This is a genomic window from Hymenobacter rubripertinctus (assembly GCF_003583925.1).
Taxonomy (GTDB): Bacteria; Bacteroidota; Bacteroidia; order Cytophagales; family Hymenobacteraceae; genus Hymenobacter; species Hymenobacter rubripertinctus.
Map to the genome: position 1 here is coordinate 33,895 of NZ_QYCN01000007.1, position 17,116 is coordinate 51,010.

Below are 17,116 nucleotides of genomic sequence, written 5' to 3' on the forward strand. Positions count from 1 at the left end.
TTACGCGTCCTGAGGCATGAGGCGTACCACCAAGCCGTCCAAGCGCGGGTGCAGGCGAATCTGGCAGGAGAGGCGGCTGCCCTGGGTCATCACGGGCAGGCTTTCGAGCATGGCCAGCTCATCGTCGGAGGGCTCGGGCAGCTCGGGGCCGGCCAGCACCTCTACGTGGCAGGTGCCACAAAGCGCCATGCCCCCGCAGGTGGCCTGAATGTCGTAGCCATCGGCCTTCATGATTTCCATCAAACTCAGCCCCATATCGGTGGGGGCCGTAATTTCGTGGCGGTGGCCGGGAGACTCCTCCACGTACACCCGTACTTCGTCGGTCATTTTCTTCAGCTGATGGCTGATAGCTGATAGCCGATAGCTTCGACCTGAAAGAACATCAGGCTAACAGCTAACAGCTCTCAGCTAACAGCCAATTATAGAGTGGGCACCCCGTTGACGGTGGTGTATTTGAGGGTGTACTTCTTGTCGGGGAAGATGTACTTGAACGCGCCCTGGCACATGAGAGCGGCCTCGTGGAAGCCGCAGAGAATGAGCTTGAGCTTGCCGGGATACGTGTTGATGTCGCCGATGGCGTAGATGCCGGGCTCGGAGGTGGAGTAGTCCACGGTGTTCACCTTCACGGCGTCATTCTCCAATTCCAGGCCCCAGTCGCCAATCGGGCCGAGCTTGGGCGTGAGGCCGAACAGCGGAATGAACGAGTCCACGGCCATCTGCTCGGTGCTGCCGCCGTTGGCCGTGATGGTCACGGCATTCAGGCGGCCGTTGCCGTGCACGTGGGTCACGTTGCTGCTCAGCACCAGTTTCACGCGGCCGGCCTCGTGCAGTTTCTGCACTTTCTCGGCCGAGTCGGCCGCGCCGCGGAACGTAGTGCCCCGGTGGACCAGCGTAACCTCGCTGGCCACTTCGGCCAGGAAAATGGTCCAGTCGAGGGCCGAGTCGCCGCCGCCGGCAATGACCAGGCGCTGGTCGCGAAACGTTTCGGGGTCGCGCACCATGTAGTACACGCCCTTGCCGCCCTCAAACGTGGTCAGGTCCTCGATAGCAGGCTTGCGGGGCTCAAACGAGCCCAGGCCGCCGGCAATGGCAATGGCCTTGCAGCTGATTTGGGTGCCGTCGATGGTGTTGACGACGAAAGAGCCGTCGTCGAGTTTGCGGTAGCCCTCTACCCGCTCACCCAACGTGAAAGTGGGGTGGAAGGGCTCAATCTGCCGCATCAGGTTGCTGACCAGGTCGCCGGCCAGCACTTCCGGGAAGCCCGGAATGTCATAAATAGGCTTCTTGGGATAGATTTCTGAAAGCTGCCCGCCCACCTGGGGCAGGGCATCGACTACGTGGCAGCGCAGTTTCAGCAACCCGGCTTCAAACACGGCAAACAGCCCTACCGGGCCGGCCCCGATAATGCAGATATCGGTGGAAATAGAATTGGTCATGTACGAACAGCGAAAAACGAAACATCCTGGCCCACGGGGCCGCACGCATAACAACCCAACCAGTCAAAACGTTGGCGAACAGGCTCCGATTGGTTCGGGGGGGCTTGCGCGGCCGCAAAGATAGGCAGCCGCCCGCCAGCCGTTGCCATATCCGCGGGAGAGAATATCGGCCATTACTCCAGCTGCGCTGGATAACAACAAAAAACGCCCTCAGCAAGCTGCTGAGGGCGTTTTGGTGGTCACGTAAGAACCACACTACCCCGCCCCGAAGGCTCGCTAACCTGTTTCTTGTCAACTACTTACTCCGCTGCTGAAAATCCCCGCTCCAAAATGGGGGCGCAAATGGGGGCGCAGAATCCCTAAAGCCTATTCCGCCACCAGCTTCACATCATACCGGGCCGCCACGTCCAGCAGAATACTCCGCAGGTGCTGCGAGTCATGGGCCAGCATTTCCAGCAGCACCAGCATCCGGTCAAATGTCTCGTTGGTGTTGGCCGGGATGCTGCCGGTCAGCAGCGCGTTGACCTGCCACAATTCTTTCAACTCCTTCTGGGGTAGAAAAAACGGGTCGTAAAACCGGTTGTCGGATAGCAGCTCGATAGGCTCGTTCTTCTTCACCGGTCCGCGCAGGCGCTTTACCATCAGCCGGTCATGCGTCACGACCACGTAAATGTGCTTGGGCTGAATCAGGTCCAGGCGCTCCGTGAAGGAGCCAATAACTAGGTCGCCGGGGCTGATGGTGGGCTGCATACTGTCGCCGGCCACCTCAAAGGCCCGCACCGACTTGCCGTGATGGCCAGGCACGCTGATAGTGTCTAACTCCCCCAGCGTTTCCTCCACGTCACGGGCAATCAGGTAACCAGCCTGCGCCTTCGTGCTCACGATGCTCACCTGCTCCTCGCCTTGCGCATTCACCGTCACCGCGTACGGGATGCCAGGGTAGCTGCCCGCCTCCGTAGCGGCGTCTGAGGTGTGGCCGGCCCGAATCATCGGAACCTCCCCGCGCATCAGCCACTCGGCCCGCAGCTCCGGGTAATTTTCCAGAATGTCCATTAAAGTTTCGTAGCCGGGCTTCGATTTATTCTGCACCAGCTTGTACAACTTTTGGGGACCCTCATAGCCCAGATTTTTGGCCAATTGATAGGCTGATAGTCCGTAGTGGCTCATTAAGGCACTGATACGGTCGCCGACTAGGGTTCTTTGTTCCACTTTTTTTGCTGTTAGTGGGTAAACTTTTATTGCTTATGCCAACTTTGGTAGCCATGTTTGTACGAACAGGGTCTAAACAAAGATACATAACAGCAAACAAAATGGAACACTTGGCAAAGATTATTTCCGAATTGCGCGCTACGCTGCCCAAGCGCAACGACTACGCCCGCCGCACCGTGGAGCTACTGGCTACTCAGGGCAAGACCTACTCCAAGCAGCAGGTCTACAATATCATGACCGGCCGCTACCATAATGCCGACGTGGCCGAGGCTTTCATTAGCGTCGTGGAAACCGAGAAGAAGCGCGTCGCCGCCCTCGAAGCCCGCGCTACCAAAGTCACCGCCGCCTAGCCATGCAAGTCGCCCTACTCGTTCCCGAACAGGAGTGGCAACAGCTGCTGGCCGACGTGCAGCGCCTCAAAGCCACCGAATCCGCCACCAAGCCCGCCCCGCCGCCGCCCGACCGGCTGCTGACCGTGCGACAGGCCGCGGCCCACCTCAACATCAGCCCCGAAGGCGTCCGCAAGGCCCGCCGGGCCGGCCGCCTGAGCGGCTTGCGCCTCAACGAAAAGGAGTGGGGCTTCCGCGAATCTGAGCTAAACCGTCACCTGAACCGCTACAACCGGCCACTGCCCGCGCTGGCTCGGGCAGCCTAACCCATTCTGCTCATGTCCCAGCTACTACCCATCGTCGGCCCCGGCAGCCCCGCCGGCCCGGACTCCGAAGCCTCCGCGTCCATCATCACCATTCAAAAGGCCCGGCTCAAAGACCAGCACCTGACCTGCGAGTTCATTGAGCAGCGCACCCCGGAGGCCCCGCCCCGCACCTTCGCCCTGACCTGCACCGAGCAGGTCCACCCCGACCTGCCCCACGCCCTCAGCCGCCTGGTGCCGCACCTGTGCCTGCTCACCGAGCAGCTGACCGAGACGCCCGACTTCTGGCCCGACGAATCTGAGGAGCTGCCCGCCCTGTTCGAAGCCTTCACCGTCACCGGCTTCTCCCTGGGCCGCTACCAGGGCGGCGTCACGCTCATCGGCCAGCGCGAGCTAACCGGCGGCCGGGTGCTCAACCTGACCACGCCCTACCAGTCTTTCGACGACGAGCAGGCCACCTACTCCTACACCGGCCTGCTGGAAACAACCCTGACTACTGCCCTGGCCGAGGTTGAAGCAGCCCTGCGCGGCAAATGCACCGACTACCGCCAGCTCGCTCTAAGCTTTTAGCTGACGGCTGTTAGCTGATAGCTTTTCCACCCTTGCCGCTCGCCCGCCAGGCCGGTTTTCCTCCTGAACATAAAGCTAACGGCTAACAACTGTCAGCTAACAGCTACAAAATGAAGCTCCCGGCTATCCAATTCTACCCCGGCGACTGGCACAAAGACCAGGGCGTCCAGGCCCTCGACCTCGCGCAGCGCGGGGCCTGGTTCGAGCTGCTGCTGATGATGCACGACAGCGACGAGCGCGGCGTGCTGCTCGTCAACGGCAGCCCCATGCCCGATGCCGTTATTGCCCGCCGCCTCGGTTTGGATAACCAAACGGCCAACCAAATGCTAACCACCCTGCTCGACTACGGCGTGGCCAGTCGCCGCGAGTCCGACGGCGCACTGTTCTGCCGCCGCATGGTCAAGGACGAGCGGTTGCGCCGGGTACGCACGGAAGCGGGCAAAAAGGGCGGAAACCCGCTTTTGCTTAACCAAAGCCCCAACCAAACCCCCAAGCAAACGCCAACCACCCGGGTTAAGCAAATTCCAACCCCTTCATTTTCATCTTCAACTTCAATTACATCTACAAAAAAAGAGAGGGCGGCGGCTGACGCCGCCCCACCCGCACCCACCGCTGAGAAGAAAGTTGAAAAGCCGTTAGGCTCCCCTCCCTACCGGGGAGGGGTTGGGGGAGGGGCTCCCGCGCTGGCTGAAATCCAGGCCTACGCCGCCGAGCAGCACCCCACCAGCGCCGATGCCCAAATCGAGGCCGCCGCCTTCCACGACCACTACGAAAGCAACGGCTGGCGCGTGAGCGGCAAAACTCCCATGGCCAACTGGCGCGCCGCCTTCCGCAACTGGATGCGTCGCCGTGCCCAATTCCAGGCCGCCGCCAGCGGCCAGTCGTCCACCCCCTCCCGGGCCCGCACCGCCCCCAAGCCGTCCGACCCCGCCCGCTGGAGCTAACCCATCCCAATCCCTATGAACTCCCGTCCCGCCACGTCCGCCCCCCGCTCCAACCAACTGCCCCCGCAGGTGCTCGACCTTGAAGCCGCCGTGCTCGGCGCGGCCCTGCTCGAAGCCGATGCCCAGCGCATCATGCTGGCCACGCTCACCACCGAGGAGGTGTTCTACTGTCCCGCCCACCAGCAAGTCTACCTGGCTATTCGTGACCTGGTGCAGCTCGGCGACCACGCCGACCTGCTCACCGTCACCCTGCAGCTGCGCCACCGCGGTACGCTGGCCCGCACTGGCGGCCCGGCCTTCGTGGCCGGCCTCACCACCAAAATCAACTCGGCCGCTCACCTCGAAACCCACTGCCGCGCCCTCCAGGAGCAGCATGCCCGCCGCGTCATCATCAAGGCCGGCACCGAAATGGCCGCCTACGGCTACGACGATACCCGCGACCCCCTGCAGCTGCTGGCCGACGCCCAGACCCACCTCACCACGCTCCACCGCAGCCTCGAAACCCGCCCCGGCCAAACCGCCGCCGCCGCCGAGGAAGCCACCTTCGCCCACCTGGCCCAATCCGTCGGCCAGCACGGCCTCACCGGCGTGCCCACCGGCCTCGCCCAGCTCGACGGCCTCACCGGCGGCTGGCAACCCTCCGACCTCATCATCCTGGCCGCCCGCCCGGCGATGGGCAAGACGGCCGCCATGCTCCACTTCGCCCGCACCGCCGCCCTCGACCACGGCCAGCACACCGCCATCTTCAGCCTCGAAATGCCCACCCTGCAGCTTATGCAGCGCCTGGTGGCCAGCGAAGTCCCCGGCTACAGCAACTCTGACTTGCGACGCGGTAACCTGCCCGGCGGCCTGGAGCAAGTAGCCCACATCCGCCAGCAGGCCCGGCGCCTGCGCACCCACGGCCACGCCCTCCACCTCAACGACACGCCCGGCCTCACCATCCAGCAGTTGCGCGCCAAGTGCGCCCGCCTGCATGCTCAGCACCCACTGCGCCTGGTCCTGGTCGACTACGTCCAGCTCATGCGCGGCGACACCAAAGGCAACCGCGAGCAGGAGGTCGGCAGCATTAGCCGCGGGCTGAAAGAGTTGGCCAAGGAACTCAATGCCCCTGTCATTGCCCTCTCGCAACTCAGCCGCGACGTGGAGAAAAGGGGAGGGGAGAAGCGCCCGTTGCTCTCCGACCTGCGCGAGTCCGGCAGCCTGGAGCAGGACGCCGACTGCATCATCTTCCTCTGGCGCGGCGAGTACTACAACATCGCCGAGTACGAGGACGGCACCGCCACCGCCGCCACCGTCCTGTTCGACATCGCCAAGCACCGCAACGGGGCCACCGACGATTTAGTGGCTGCCTGCAACCTTCGCCGTGGTACTTTTCAGGACCTGACTGCAATGCCCGCTAGCTTCTAAAACCCTGCGAAAGCAGCAAAATTTCGATACTCATTCCGCAATACAAATCCTGTATAATCAATGATTTGCTACGTGTTTTTAGCGAGTGATTCTGATACCTATTTCACCTATGTCTGTCCCCATAAGTCATCAGTTGCTTTGACCTTACCACCACGCTCGTGCAGCCGTGGGCCCATGCCGGGTACCTCTGCTACTGCGCCAACCTCCGAACCGCCACACTAGCCGGCTTTGCCCGCGCCGTGTTTGAAGTAAACAATGTGTTTATGTAGCCAATCAGATAACGCTTCTTACTTCATAATCAGTACGACCTCTTTTAGAAAAGTTACTACGTTACCGGGGTTCTCAAAAAACTGAGGTAACTCTTTACTTTTTGCCAACATCAGTTCGAAACCGCCAGCGGCATATTTTTCCATATTCTTAACCAAGTCTAGTCCCTTTTCATCTGCTTGTTCAAGACTCAATTCTTCGATTTCGTCAAATGGTAATTTTGCCAAGGTTAACAGGCTCATAAAAATAAAGTCGACCAGAGGTTGCGGCTTCCAATCCTTAATCTGTAGGAACTTAGGCCCAGCTGCGTTGCGCTCGAAATGTCCTTGATGCCGCGCCTTAATGCCAACCATCGTGGCATACATAAAACACTCGTAAACCGTCCCAAATGCTTTACCTCGTTCAAACTGCTCTTCATCGGAGCCTGCGCTTCTGCTAACGTCTTTAACGCGTGTTAAACGGCGCATGAAATCCTCGTAGGTATTAGGGTAGAGAGGGTACTTCTCTAGAAATTTTTCCTTAAGTAATTTCATTAGACAGCGAGGCGGGTAATTTGAACAGAGAGATTCTTACGGTTTTGGTTTGATTGTCCAGGGGGAATAACTAGTTGATAAACCTTCAGTTTTTTGCCCTGAGCTTCTACATCAGCTTTAACTAATGCAAGCTTTTCGCTGTCCACTACGTAACGGCCTTCTTCATTAGGGTCTTCATCTAGGAAGTCCTTTATGATGACAATGCTTTGTCCAAAAGCCTTTGCTGCTTCCGCAAGAAAACCTCTTGTCTTTACTGCATCGAAATCAGAAGTGGGCGCGTCTGTAATCAATGGGTAGTTTTTAGCTACCCCACGATTACGGTTTGCCGTAACAATAGCCATGATGATAGCGAGTTTGAATGAGCTTACTTGCGACGTATTAAGGTTCTGCATTGGGGTGCCAGCATCATCCTGAATTTCAGGTATGTACCCACCAGCTTCATACACGAAGCGAATCTGACCGTAAACTGCACCTGTGCGTTTATTTATACTGCTGTAGTGCTGGTTAGCTGTGTCTTCAAGGTGGCTAATCAACTTTTTGTATTGCGCTTTCTTAGTCAGCTCTGTTAGTTCACGCAGGTCAGATAGCATTTTTCGCTTCTCTAGCAATTTAGGGTCAACGTCGCTACCCTGCGTGAGTTTACCAAACTCCTCTTTCACCGTTTTCAAGGTTTCTGTTAGAGCAGCTGACTCTTGGCTGTACCGCTCAACTAACCCGGAATAGCGTTCTAATTCTCTTTTTGCCGACTCGATAGAGAGCACGACGCTTCCAGCAGTGCCGTTAGCTACCACACCGCTATTTACTGTCTCTGTTTCTGTCTCCCCAATGATGCGCTCTAACTCCTCTTGCAAGAGCAATTTTTGCGCCTCAAGCTGTTTTTGCTCAACGTACGCCGCAGCTATTTCATCATTAGCACGCGTAGCCTTCTCTCGCATTTTAATGCCGTGACGGTACATTTCCCGCAAGTCCAATTCAATGCTTGGCAGTGGTAAAAGCTTGGTTTTTTTGGGTTCGTTCTGGACTAGCAGGCTCTCGATTGCGATGTATTCTGAGGTTCCTTTGAGTGCTGGACGGTTGCAGACTAAGCAATGCTGCTTTTGCAACATATCCTTGACGTGTACCCCATCGGGAATGCCCTTTGGCAGCCTGGTCTGCTCTTGCTCACTCTGCGCCAACGTTGCTTGGTGTTTGGCTTCACGAGCCAAAGCGAAGCTGGAATAAGCGTCATATTTTTCCTCGAACTCATCCACTAAGTCCTCGGCGCCCATAATCAGCCAATTATCGGTAAAAAGCCGTTTGGCAAACCCAAGTTTTAAATCGTCAATTCGGGCTCGGACCTGCCCCAACTCACGCTCTCGGTGTTGCCGCTCTTTCTCCAAGGCTTGGATTTTGGTGGCAGAAGTCAACTGACTGATAATGCCATCTAACTTCTCAGACGCACCGTCTCGATTTTGTTTAGCCTCATCCATCTTCGTTTCAACTACCGTCAGCTTGGTTTGAACGTCCAGCTGTTGATGTTGCAACGTCTCCGTTTTCTGTTTACGAGTGGTGTCGGTTTTGAGGGCTTGTTTTAGTTCGTTATCAGCCGTTGTGTAGGCTGCCTGCGCAACTTCAATAAATCGGTCCCACTTCTCCACATCTGACAGCTGGTTAACCACCTGTTTAAGTGAATCGCGGCTAGAAGTATCAATAAGACTGTTGATGCCCCGTTCCCCCTGAAACCACACATACCGCTGAATATCACCCGGAATGAGTTGGGCTAGTAACTCCACCGGGTTGCTTACAGGCTTAAAGTGGTTAACGGCCTTGCGATAACCTTCAAGTAGACTCTCGGAGTCAGCTTTAAAGTCATTTGCTCCCGTTTTAGTGACGCTGAGCCGTCGAACGAACCGATAGGATTCATCTTGGTGGCCACTTTCTATCTCGATGCAAACTTCGCACAACACCTTGCTGCCAATCTCGGCCTCCGCAAGCGCACGTTCATTTGCCAGGGTATGCCTTATCTCCGGCCTCATATCTGACGTTTTGCGCACAGTGTTAGCAGGTATTCCACCTGCTCGCGGCTTGTCGTCAGTAATACCGTCCTTAAAAATCCATTGAATTGCGTCATACAGCTTACTCTTGCCGTAGCCATTGGCACCCAATACTAGGTTCAAACCATCAGAGAATTCTAGTTTGTTATTGTCGTAATAACAAAGAAAATTGCAAAGAGTAATATTCAAAAGGCGCATAAAATCACTTTAAACGGTTATTGAGAACGGAGTGGAGATGAGACGCAGTAATCTTCGTAGAGCCGATATCAATCTGCTTATTAATCATCTGACGAATTAACTCTACCATCAGGTTGCTGCTACTGTGAGTTAGACTCGCTGTAGCTATATCATCGTCGGTGATTTTGTAGCTTTCACGAATGGTTTCGTCCTGTAAAAAGGCCTTGAATGTTTCTAAGTGTGGACTTGTCATGCTACAGGCGGTGAGTAAGGGTTTAGTGAATCGGGGTTGATTTGGTAACGGTCACATATTGACCGGACAGCTTTTATAGCTGCGAAATTATTTATGGCCATATAAGCGAAGTCAACCACCCGTTCCAACTCCTTTCTCACTAGATTCTGCTCAAGCTCAAATGACGCTCCAGTGGGTACACTACTTGGTATAACTACCAAGTCATAAATTCTGGCAAAGTGCTTATCCGGATGCTGACGTAATATCCGTCCACGTCGTTGAATGAACTGCCGCGGGTTGCCAGTGCTTGAACAGAATATAGCCTGTTCAGTACGTGGAATATCTACGCCTTCATCCAAGCATTTCATTGATAGTAATACATCAATCTTGCCTGTCTCAAAATTTCGAAGTGTATGTTCCTTATCAGTTGACTCGCTGATGTAATCGGCAACGCGGGTTTCCGGCGATACTTCGCGTACTGCGTTAGCATAGTAATCGATAATGCGGCTGTCCTCAGGCACTTTCGGATAAAAGTCCAAATCAGTTTCATTTTCATCGTAGAAGCCTTCTGGAGCATACACTAGGGTATATTTTAGCCCAGGACCATCCTCCGATTTCATGATGTCTCTTAGTACACTCTCAAAAGCAGCCAACTTGCTTGTTGCTTTGTGTATGATGCGTTTCCGCTGCATCAACAACTTTTCATAGCTCTTCTTCGCGGCATTATCCTTACTCGCTCGGTCATGCAAAGAAGCTAGTTTAGCGGATATTTCGGTATACTTCTCCATCTCCGGCTGAGTAAGTTCAACCACGCGGGGATAGTAATAATAAGGGCAAAGAATACCCTCATCAATTGCCCGTTCCATAGTGAAGTTGTAAGCGTATGGTGGTGCATCATGGAAAAATGCTTCCATTTGTTCTGTTCCCTCTTCATCATAGACGCGTTTTGGGGTAGCCGATAACCCGATAAGCTTTTTCACGGGCAATTGTGCGAACAAGGCCGCAACAGCTGGAGCGCCGACGTTATGAGCTTCATCGGCTACCAGAATTATTTCGTCACCTGCCGCCTTCAGAAACGCTTGAAATACGGGGTTACCAAATGTCCGGTACGTCGAAACGATAACGTAAGAATCAGGTACACCGAAGCTCTGCGAGTTTCTAATGTCATCTAATGCCTCCTTCCAACCAGCGTTTTTAGAAGATGCCTTGATGATTCTTCGAAAATTAAATCTTTTGGCCTCTTTTTCCCATTGCTCAACTAATATGGTAGTCGGTACCAGAATGACAATTTGATAGTTTTCCTGTTTTGCAAATTCATTTAAACAGCAGTTCAACGCCGTAATTGTCTTGCCCGTACCCGTTGCCATTGCGAAAATGCCATGATGGCCGTTACCAATCCAATTCTCATAAGCATCCTGCTGATACTGTCTTGGTCCGCTCTCAAACGGGAAACGAGGAGCATTACGGTACGCTTCTATCTTTTGCATAATCGTTTCCAATACTCGCCGCGTTGCTTCGCTATGCTTCAGTTTAGCCTTTTGAGCTAGTAAATGTTGCTCATTTACTAGGAGCTCGTCTAAATCCTTGCCGCCATAATCTTGTAAAATGGCCTCTTCAATTTCTTCAAATGGAATGAGCGCAGCAATGTCTGACTTGCCTTCAAAAATCTGGTTATAGTCGCGCTCGTGCCTTAGAAAAGCCTCCCCTTTGTAATGCCAGGATAATTTTAGGTCAAGCTCTTCTAGATTTTCCATCAAACCCGAAGCAGTGAAATTGCACGAGCCTTTAAATCGCACTTTATTGGTGCCATCATAGAAGATGCCCGACTTATAGTGTGCAATTCCTCTTCTGCCTATTGGTTTGATTGCTCTAATTTCTATCCTCTTTTGTGCTATTAACCAGGCGATGCAATCAAAAAAATGGTGTCCGTAACTGTCTAAAGCATCTTTTATCCCGTAGTAGTCTTCAATCAAAAAACGGTTGTCATCCTCTTCTGCATCGAGGCCTTTTAGCACCGTTGCTTTGTCCTTAGACGAGAGAATATTATTAATTATTAGCCTAACCCGACCACCATTGCTGATAAACTTTGCAAAACCGAGCGACAGAACATTGATGGCGGACGAACTGAAATAGCCAAGCAAAAGGTCTGCCCGTTTGCTCTCCACAAATCCTTCTAGAAAGAAAGCAAAAGGTTCGTCATCAGTGCCTGACCGGTATTCTTCGTCAATTGGAAATAAGATATCTGTCAGCACAGACGCGTAGATTTTAGGTTGGCAATTAGGTTAGGTTAGATGAAGCAAGATGCACAACCGACCTCTTCCTCATCATCTAAGATATCCAGCAGGTAAGGGCTTGCAGGCCCTTTTGCTTTGCGCTGCTTTCCAATAGCGTCAAGCTTGATTTGACGCAGCCGCACCGGCTTAATTAAGTCGGTCAGCGACTCTTCCATCCAGGTGTACCCGTCCCGCTCATAGGCAAGAGCCCGCTCGAATAGTTCTGGGTGCTGCTCATAAAGCCATACCCATTCAATCTTTTGCTGAAAGAAGCAGAAAAAGCAGCCCGAGCGACTACGGGCGTACTCACCCTTTTGCCCGTCCACCTCAAATGTGATTTTCTCATAATAGGCCGGCACGCCCACTCCGCTTTCGCGCAGCAGCCGGAAGATGTCGGCTCGAATAAGATTGTCGTCGTTGTCGAGTAACGAAAAGTCAGTTGCTTCGGCCAGCGGATAGGCAGTGCCTCGCAGCATCCCAAACACTACTTTATTAAACAGGCGCGTGTCGGCATCAAGTAGCGCGTTGAGCTTTTGCGCTTGCGTAAAACCTCGTGACAGTGGCGTTTCGGCCAAGGCCACCACCCGCGTCAGCTGTGCGGGTTCACTCAGTTCCTCATACAGCCCGCGCAGCCGCGCTATGGCATCGTTTTGCAGCACCTTTTGCACCACGTCTTCGCTCCAGATGTTACGCCGAAAGGGAAAAATAGACTGGATGTTGGGTTTGCGCGAGATATAGCCTTCACGGTCCTCGTCACCGCGAATTCCCACATAAGACACTACTGGGTCATCACCCACAAACTTCTCAAAAGGCTCCAACTTCAGCTTTTTGGTGCACCACCGAGCGCTCGATGACGGCAGGTACCCACCGTAGACCTTCACGAAATGGTCGAATGAGTCCTCTGGGCTTTCTTCCGCTGCTTCCAGACGCGTCACTTTCTGCCCTAGGTAGTTTTCCAGGTTGCTAATCAGCGTGTACGTTTCCGGCAATTCCTTTCCTGTGTCACAGAAGTAGTATTCAAGCTGCAGCTCCGGGTGCTTGTGGCGTAGGTAGATAGCTAGCGCCGCGCTGTCCTTACCGCCGGAAATGCCGAGTAGATGTCGTGTGGGCTTAGTCATAGTCGTACTATTTATAGTTGCTCCTGTAACAGGCGGGCTAGGATTGCGAGACTGCGAGCTTTGTCTGTGCCTAGTAGCGCCCGAATTTCATTTTCTACGGTTACATCTGCGGTGCTGAGTTGCTTCGGCCGCCGAATGATACGGATTTGTTCTTTTTTTCCAAACGCCGCAATACCTAACCGGAAAATATCCTCTGCACCAGCATCAGGGTTGGCTTTCGCCAGTTCACACAAATTGTCTAGCTCATGAACGCGCTGCTGAAACTCATCTTGGAACCTACGTTCATCAGCATCCTCAAAGCTAGTTAGGCTCTTACCAAGCACGCAAGTTGCCATTGAGTTGAGCCACGATTCCCGGTCGTCTAGTTTCGACGTTACTCGGTCCTGAAATACGCGGAGGTCTGCCGGAACTCGGTGCTTTTCTAGTCCCTTAAAACGCTCCTGAAGCCGCCGCTTATAGTCGTCGAAGTCCACTGTTTTACCTACTACCAGACTGCTAATGAATGCATCCATACGAGTCAGCAAAGCCGGGTATGCTTGGAGCAGACGGGCAATATTTACCTGTAGGGTTTTCACGTAACGTTCCCGCGTATCCGCGTCACGCTGCAGTTCAGGGAGGTTGAAACCTAAAGCCCCCGGAAACTTCTCAAAGAAAGCCGCTTCTGGGTCCTTCGCGGTGGAAATGCTTTCGCGTAGACGCTGTGTTGCTACGGGTAGGTTGCGGGTATGCTGTGCATAAGCTGGCAGTTGCTTATACATGGTCAAAAAGGGCTTAATAGACTCAATGAAAGTTGCATTTGACACTCGTTCAGTTGAGCCTAGCTGCAGTAATTCGCGGTAGTCGTTGAACAGTGCCAACTTTTCAGGTAGTAGGGCAAATGCCTTAACTGTGTATAAAGCGGGGCTTTTTGTGAACAGGTCAACTACAGCCAAATGCATTTCGGGTATATACTTACCCTGCTCTCCATAAAGCGCAAACTCGTGGCGCTTCATAAATAAAAATAGCGGCACCCAAAAGTCCACAAGCCCTTGTTTAAGCTTGAGCGGCTTGCGAAGCAGCGCCTGCATCAGTTCCGAAATCTTTAACGGACCTTCCTGTGACCGCTGCAAAAATTCCTCACCTATCTGCCACAGAGCTTGAAAAGAAGCGTTGGTGGGAGTAGTTAGAGCGTACTCGCCGTTCACCACTTGGTGTATACCAGTCTCCTTCAGTAAGGAGAGGTAGATGGTCTTTTCTGGCGGAAAATTCTTGATAGGAAACCCCAAGTCAGGGTATTGCCAATTTTCAAACAGCGCCCGCATGAAATTTTTCCGCGCCGTAGCAATAGGCGTAGATAGCTTGGTTTTGTTCACCAGCTCGCTGCGGTAAACGGGCGTGTCAGTATAAACGTGAGCGGCGATGTTTGACAAGCAGCGGTTGAATGCCCGACGCCCCTTAAAATTAAGCTGTGCCGGCCCATTCGTGAACCAAGTTATCGCGCCATCTTGCGCATAGAGATTGTCAATGACATAGTGGCGAAGCAGTGCTTCCTGGTGTTCAAGAATACTGTTTAGCTCGCGCCGAGCTACTTTATCGTTCAGGTTCTCGTCGCGCACTTTGCGCACCTTATCAATCTCCCGAATCAACTTCTTTATCTCCCCCGACCGCTCATAAATGCCATATAGCACCGCATCTTGACGAGCGCCAACTGTCTGTTGCAGCTTGTCGATAGTGAGCGTGTCCGAAAAAATAAGGTTTACAAACCCATCGACTTCCCCTTTCGGCTCTTCCAGAAGTGCTTCTTCTGTCATCCGTACTTCGAAGATGCGTGGTGTGCCCTTCTCAAAAGATATTTGCTTGGCCGCGATATAGGGAAAGGTGAAAAACTCTTGTAGCCGGGTCGCTACGTCGGTTACCTGTTCTACTAGATTGCCCGCCTCATCAATTGCTAGCTCAATGTCTAGGTCAGTGCCCTCAAACAGGATATAGCTGTTTTTGTGCGGCACTAACCGAAGTAGTTTTTGCTGCACGAGGATTTGCAACAAGTGTGCAACAGAGGCTACATCCAAGCTAGTCTGCGCGTACGTTTCCAAGAACTCGGAGCTGATTTCAGCCCCTGCCGGCGCGAAAATGGACAGCATGCCAATGGTTTTCACCAACTGGTTAGCTGCTTCCAAATCGGTGGGTACCTCAAAGTGCTTTTCCAGTTGCTCTAACGTGGACCGAATGATAGCCCACTGCGCAAAATGGGGGTTGTACTTCGATGTGAGCAGGGAGTAATAATGGAAGCTTAGGTAGTCATATACCCGGCTCAAATTGAAATAGGTGCCGCGGGCGCTATGCTGTTGTAGACCTAGGTAATCATTCGACTGAAGGAAAGTGAACAACGACCGTTCATTTTGCCCGTAGCGCTGCAAGGCCTGTACTAACACAGCTGCCGATAGCAAATCCATTGGCCACAACTGCTGCTGCATTTCTGGCGAGAAATAGTCGCGTAATGGGAACGCTTGGGCCTTGGCAATGGCTTCAAACAATCGGCTGTTCGCGACGGCGTCTGCTGCTGTGGCCTGCTGCGTGGTACCAAGCTGTTGAGCCGCCAGAAACAGTAGTTGCTCTACAGGTTCGTTAAACGTCAGTTCTTTAAGCCGGCCTTTAACCTTATCCCATTCCTGCCGCTGCGTGCGCGTCAATTCCAGTGAGTAGGCACTAACATCCTGGTGAACAGTCGTCAGTAGCAGAATTTCTTTGCGCGAGTCGTTGATGTACTCAGCCAACTCCTGAATAAAGTACAGCTCCTCTTCAGGGTTCTCTTTTGCGGCGTACTCTAGAAACTTGCCAAACTCATCTACCACTAGCACCAGTGCGGATTTCTTCTTGGCTAAGCGGCGGTACTCATCATCTAATGCCGCAATGATGGTGGAAGTAGATGTGTCGGCCGTGGCCCCCACTACGTAGTGTTGTGCCAGGGTTTGTTTCAGCGAGGCATACTGCCCCACGAAATGCTCAAAGTGAAATCCCTTTACATTCTTAAAACCAGCCTCAAGCTGGAAATAGTCGTGCTGCTTGCTCAGCGTCTGCTGAAAGGCCCACAAAAACGCGGATTTGCCTGTACCATAAGCCCCAACGATGTTGAAGCAGTGGATGCCCGAGAGGTAGTTATTAATTAGCTGCCCAAAAACCGTTTGGGCATTGGGGGTGGGCAGATACGACAACTCCTGTGTGGCATCGCGGACGATGTTGACGGAAGGACTAAACGGTCTGGCCATAATATTCTTGTAGAACCTCAGTGAGGTTGATTTGCTCTTTCTTAACAGTCAGCACTCGGTTTCCTGCTGTACTCGAATAGACAATAGCCGCTGGGAAATGTGCTATCATCTCTTCAATCTTGTGGAATAGGCCTTTCTCGTTTAGGGCGAACACTAATCCCGGCGAGTCTGGCGCAACTTCTAGGTCGGTAAAGCTGATGGTTTCACCGTAAGCCTTGTTTTCTATTATTACCCGCAACACCACTTGCCAAGGTAACTCTGGTCGCTCTAGGTTTTCGATGCTGTAGCGGGTGTCATCATTCTTATTTACCACGAGTAGGCCTAGGTCCTGCAAAAGGCCCGTAGACTCCTCCTCAATATCCACCTTGCCCGATGCCTTGCCTGAAGGGCCATAAGCCCGCAAGAATACAGCAATGTCAGAGTTTAGAGTGTTCTCGTTAACTGGGCTATTGCGTTCGGCGCATTTGCGGTTGATGAAGTTCTGCAGCTGTGTCTTACTGAATGAAAAGCCGTCTTTGCGCAGTTCATTGAATACATAGTGATAGAGCGAGGCCCGGCCCGTGCTTACCAACAAGTAGTGCAGATGCCACAGGGTAGCTCCATCCTCAATGTATGGATCAAACCCATTGGCATTGAGCAACTCATGGGCGACGGGCTTCAAGGTATCCGTTTCGTCCGTCAAGCCAAAAGCACGTAGCCAGTACCGAATCGACGTGACCATATTCTTCCCGACCCCCAACTTAACCACTGCGTCATCGTCGTTGAAGTTGCCTCCAGCCTCGATAAAGTCATATCCTTTCTTTAGCCAATTATTACGGCAAAGAAAAGTATCATGTCCCTGGAATATTAGCCGGTCTAATAGCATAGCAGTGCTTTTTATGCTAAGGTAGCAGAAAGCCACCCTAAGCCGATACTACCACTAAGGCTTTGAGCAAATAAAGTTGGCTAACTAACACTTATAATCTATTATCATCACTAATTTGCTAATATACATGGCTGTAATACAACGGGCTTGCTCAC

14 protein-coding genes are annotated in these 17,116 nt (G+C 53.1%); 5 read left to right on the top strand and 9 right to left on the bottom strand.

Going from position 1 to position 17,116, the window contains the following annotated elements; all coding sequences use genetic code 11:
- The 3 genes from D0T11_RS06300 to D0T11_RS06310 all read right to left on the bottom strand — a co-directional run bounded on the left by D0T11_RS06300 (position 1) and on the right by D0T11_RS06310 (position 2,573).
- A complete protein-coding gene (locus D0T11_RS06300; protein WP_182888272.1) occupies positions 1 to 327 on the bottom strand; it encodes a 2Fe-2S iron-sulfur cluster-binding protein in 327 nt (108 codons plus the stop codon).
- A 92-nt stretch (positions 328 to 419) separates the two neighbouring features.
- On the bottom strand, positions 420 to 1,436 hold the full coding sequence (locus D0T11_RS06305) for an NAD(P)/FAD-dependent oxidoreductase (protein ID WP_119654936.1): 1,017 nt from the start codon (positions 1,434 to 1,436) through the stop codon (positions 420 to 422).
- A gap of 366 nt (positions 1,437 to 1,802) precedes the next feature.
- On the bottom strand, positions 1,803 to 2,573 hold the full coding sequence (locus D0T11_RS06310) for a S24 family peptidase (RefSeq protein WP_182888273.1): 771 nt from the start codon (positions 2,571 to 2,573) through the stop codon (positions 1,803 to 1,805).
- A gap of 173 nt (positions 2,574 to 2,746) precedes the next feature.
- On the opposite strand from D0T11_RS06310, the gene D0T11_RS06315 reads away from it, so the two are divergent.
- From D0T11_RS06315 to dnaB, 5 genes are all read left to right on the top strand, one after another.
- Positions 2,747 to 2,995, top strand: coding sequence for a hypothetical protein (locus tag D0T11_RS06315; protein ID WP_147374546.1), 249 nt, complete (start codon positions 2,747 to 2,749; stop codon positions 2,993 to 2,995).
- Between the two features lie 2 nt (positions 2,996 to 2,997).
- Positions 2,998 to 3,300, top strand: coding sequence for a helix-turn-helix domain-containing protein (locus D0T11_RS06320; protein ID WP_119654939.1), 303 nt, complete (start codon positions 2,998 to 3,000; stop codon positions 3,298 to 3,300).
- A gap of 12 nt (positions 3,301 to 3,312) precedes the next feature.
- Positions 3,313 to 3,867, top strand: coding sequence for a hypothetical protein (locus D0T11_RS06325; RefSeq protein WP_119654940.1), 555 nt, complete (start codon positions 3,313 to 3,315; stop codon positions 3,865 to 3,867).
- A gap of 110 nt (positions 3,868 to 3,977) precedes the next feature.
- Positions 3,978 to 4,811, top strand: a complete 834-nt coding sequence (locus D0T11_RS22450; protein WP_182888274.1) for a hypothetical protein — start codon at positions 3,978 to 3,980, stop codon at positions 4,809 to 4,811.
- Between the two features lie 15 nt (positions 4,812 to 4,826).
- Positions 4,827 to 6,218: a replicative DNA helicase gene (gene dnaB / locus D0T11_RS06335; RefSeq protein WP_119654941.1), complete on the top strand. Its 1,392-nt coding sequence runs from the start codon at positions 4,827 to 4,829 to the stop codon at positions 6,216 to 6,218.
- A gap of 287 nt (positions 6,219 to 6,505) precedes the next feature.
- Here dnaB and D0T11_RS06340 read toward each other — a convergent pair whose 3' ends face one another.
- From D0T11_RS06340 to D0T11_RS06370, 6 genes are all read right to left on the bottom strand, one after another.
- Complete coding sequence (locus tag D0T11_RS06340) at positions 6,506 to 7,018, bottom strand: hypothetical protein (RefSeq protein ID WP_119654942.1); 513 nt, start codon at positions 7,016 to 7,018, stop codon at positions 6,506 to 6,508.
- Positions 7,018 to 9,249, bottom strand: coding sequence for an AAA family ATPase (locus tag D0T11_RS06345; protein ID WP_119654943.1), 2,232 nt, complete (start codon positions 9,247 to 9,249; stop codon positions 7,018 to 7,020). Before D0T11_RS06345 ends, D0T11_RS06340 begins: the two co-directional genes overlap by 1 nt.
- A 228-nt stretch (positions 9,250 to 9,477) precedes the next feature.
- A complete protein-coding gene (locus D0T11_RS06355; protein ID WP_119654945.1) occupies positions 9,478 to 11,712 on the bottom strand; it encodes a DEAD/DEAH box helicase family protein in 2,235 nt (744 codons plus the stop codon).
- A 35-nt stretch (positions 11,713 to 11,747) separates the two neighbouring features.
- Positions 11,748 to 12,851, bottom strand: a complete 1,104-nt coding sequence (locus D0T11_RS06360) for a phosphoadenosine phosphosulfate reductase family protein (protein ID WP_119654946.1) — start codon at positions 12,849 to 12,851, stop codon at positions 11,748 to 11,750.
- A gap of 11 nt (positions 12,852 to 12,862) precedes the next feature.
- Positions 12,863 to 16,096 (bottom strand): ATP-binding protein, encoded by a 3,234-nt coding sequence (locus tag D0T11_RS06365; protein ID WP_119654947.1) that lies wholly within the window; start codon positions 16,094 to 16,096, stop codon positions 12,863 to 12,865.
- On the bottom strand, positions 16,080 to 16,961 hold the full coding sequence (locus tag D0T11_RS06370; RefSeq protein ID WP_119654948.1) for a DUF4007 family protein: 882 nt from the start codon (positions 16,959 to 16,961) through the stop codon (positions 16,080 to 16,082). Before D0T11_RS06370 ends, D0T11_RS06365 begins: the two co-directional genes overlap by 17 nt.
- Between the last annotated feature and the right edge of the window lie 155 nt (positions 16,962 to 17,116).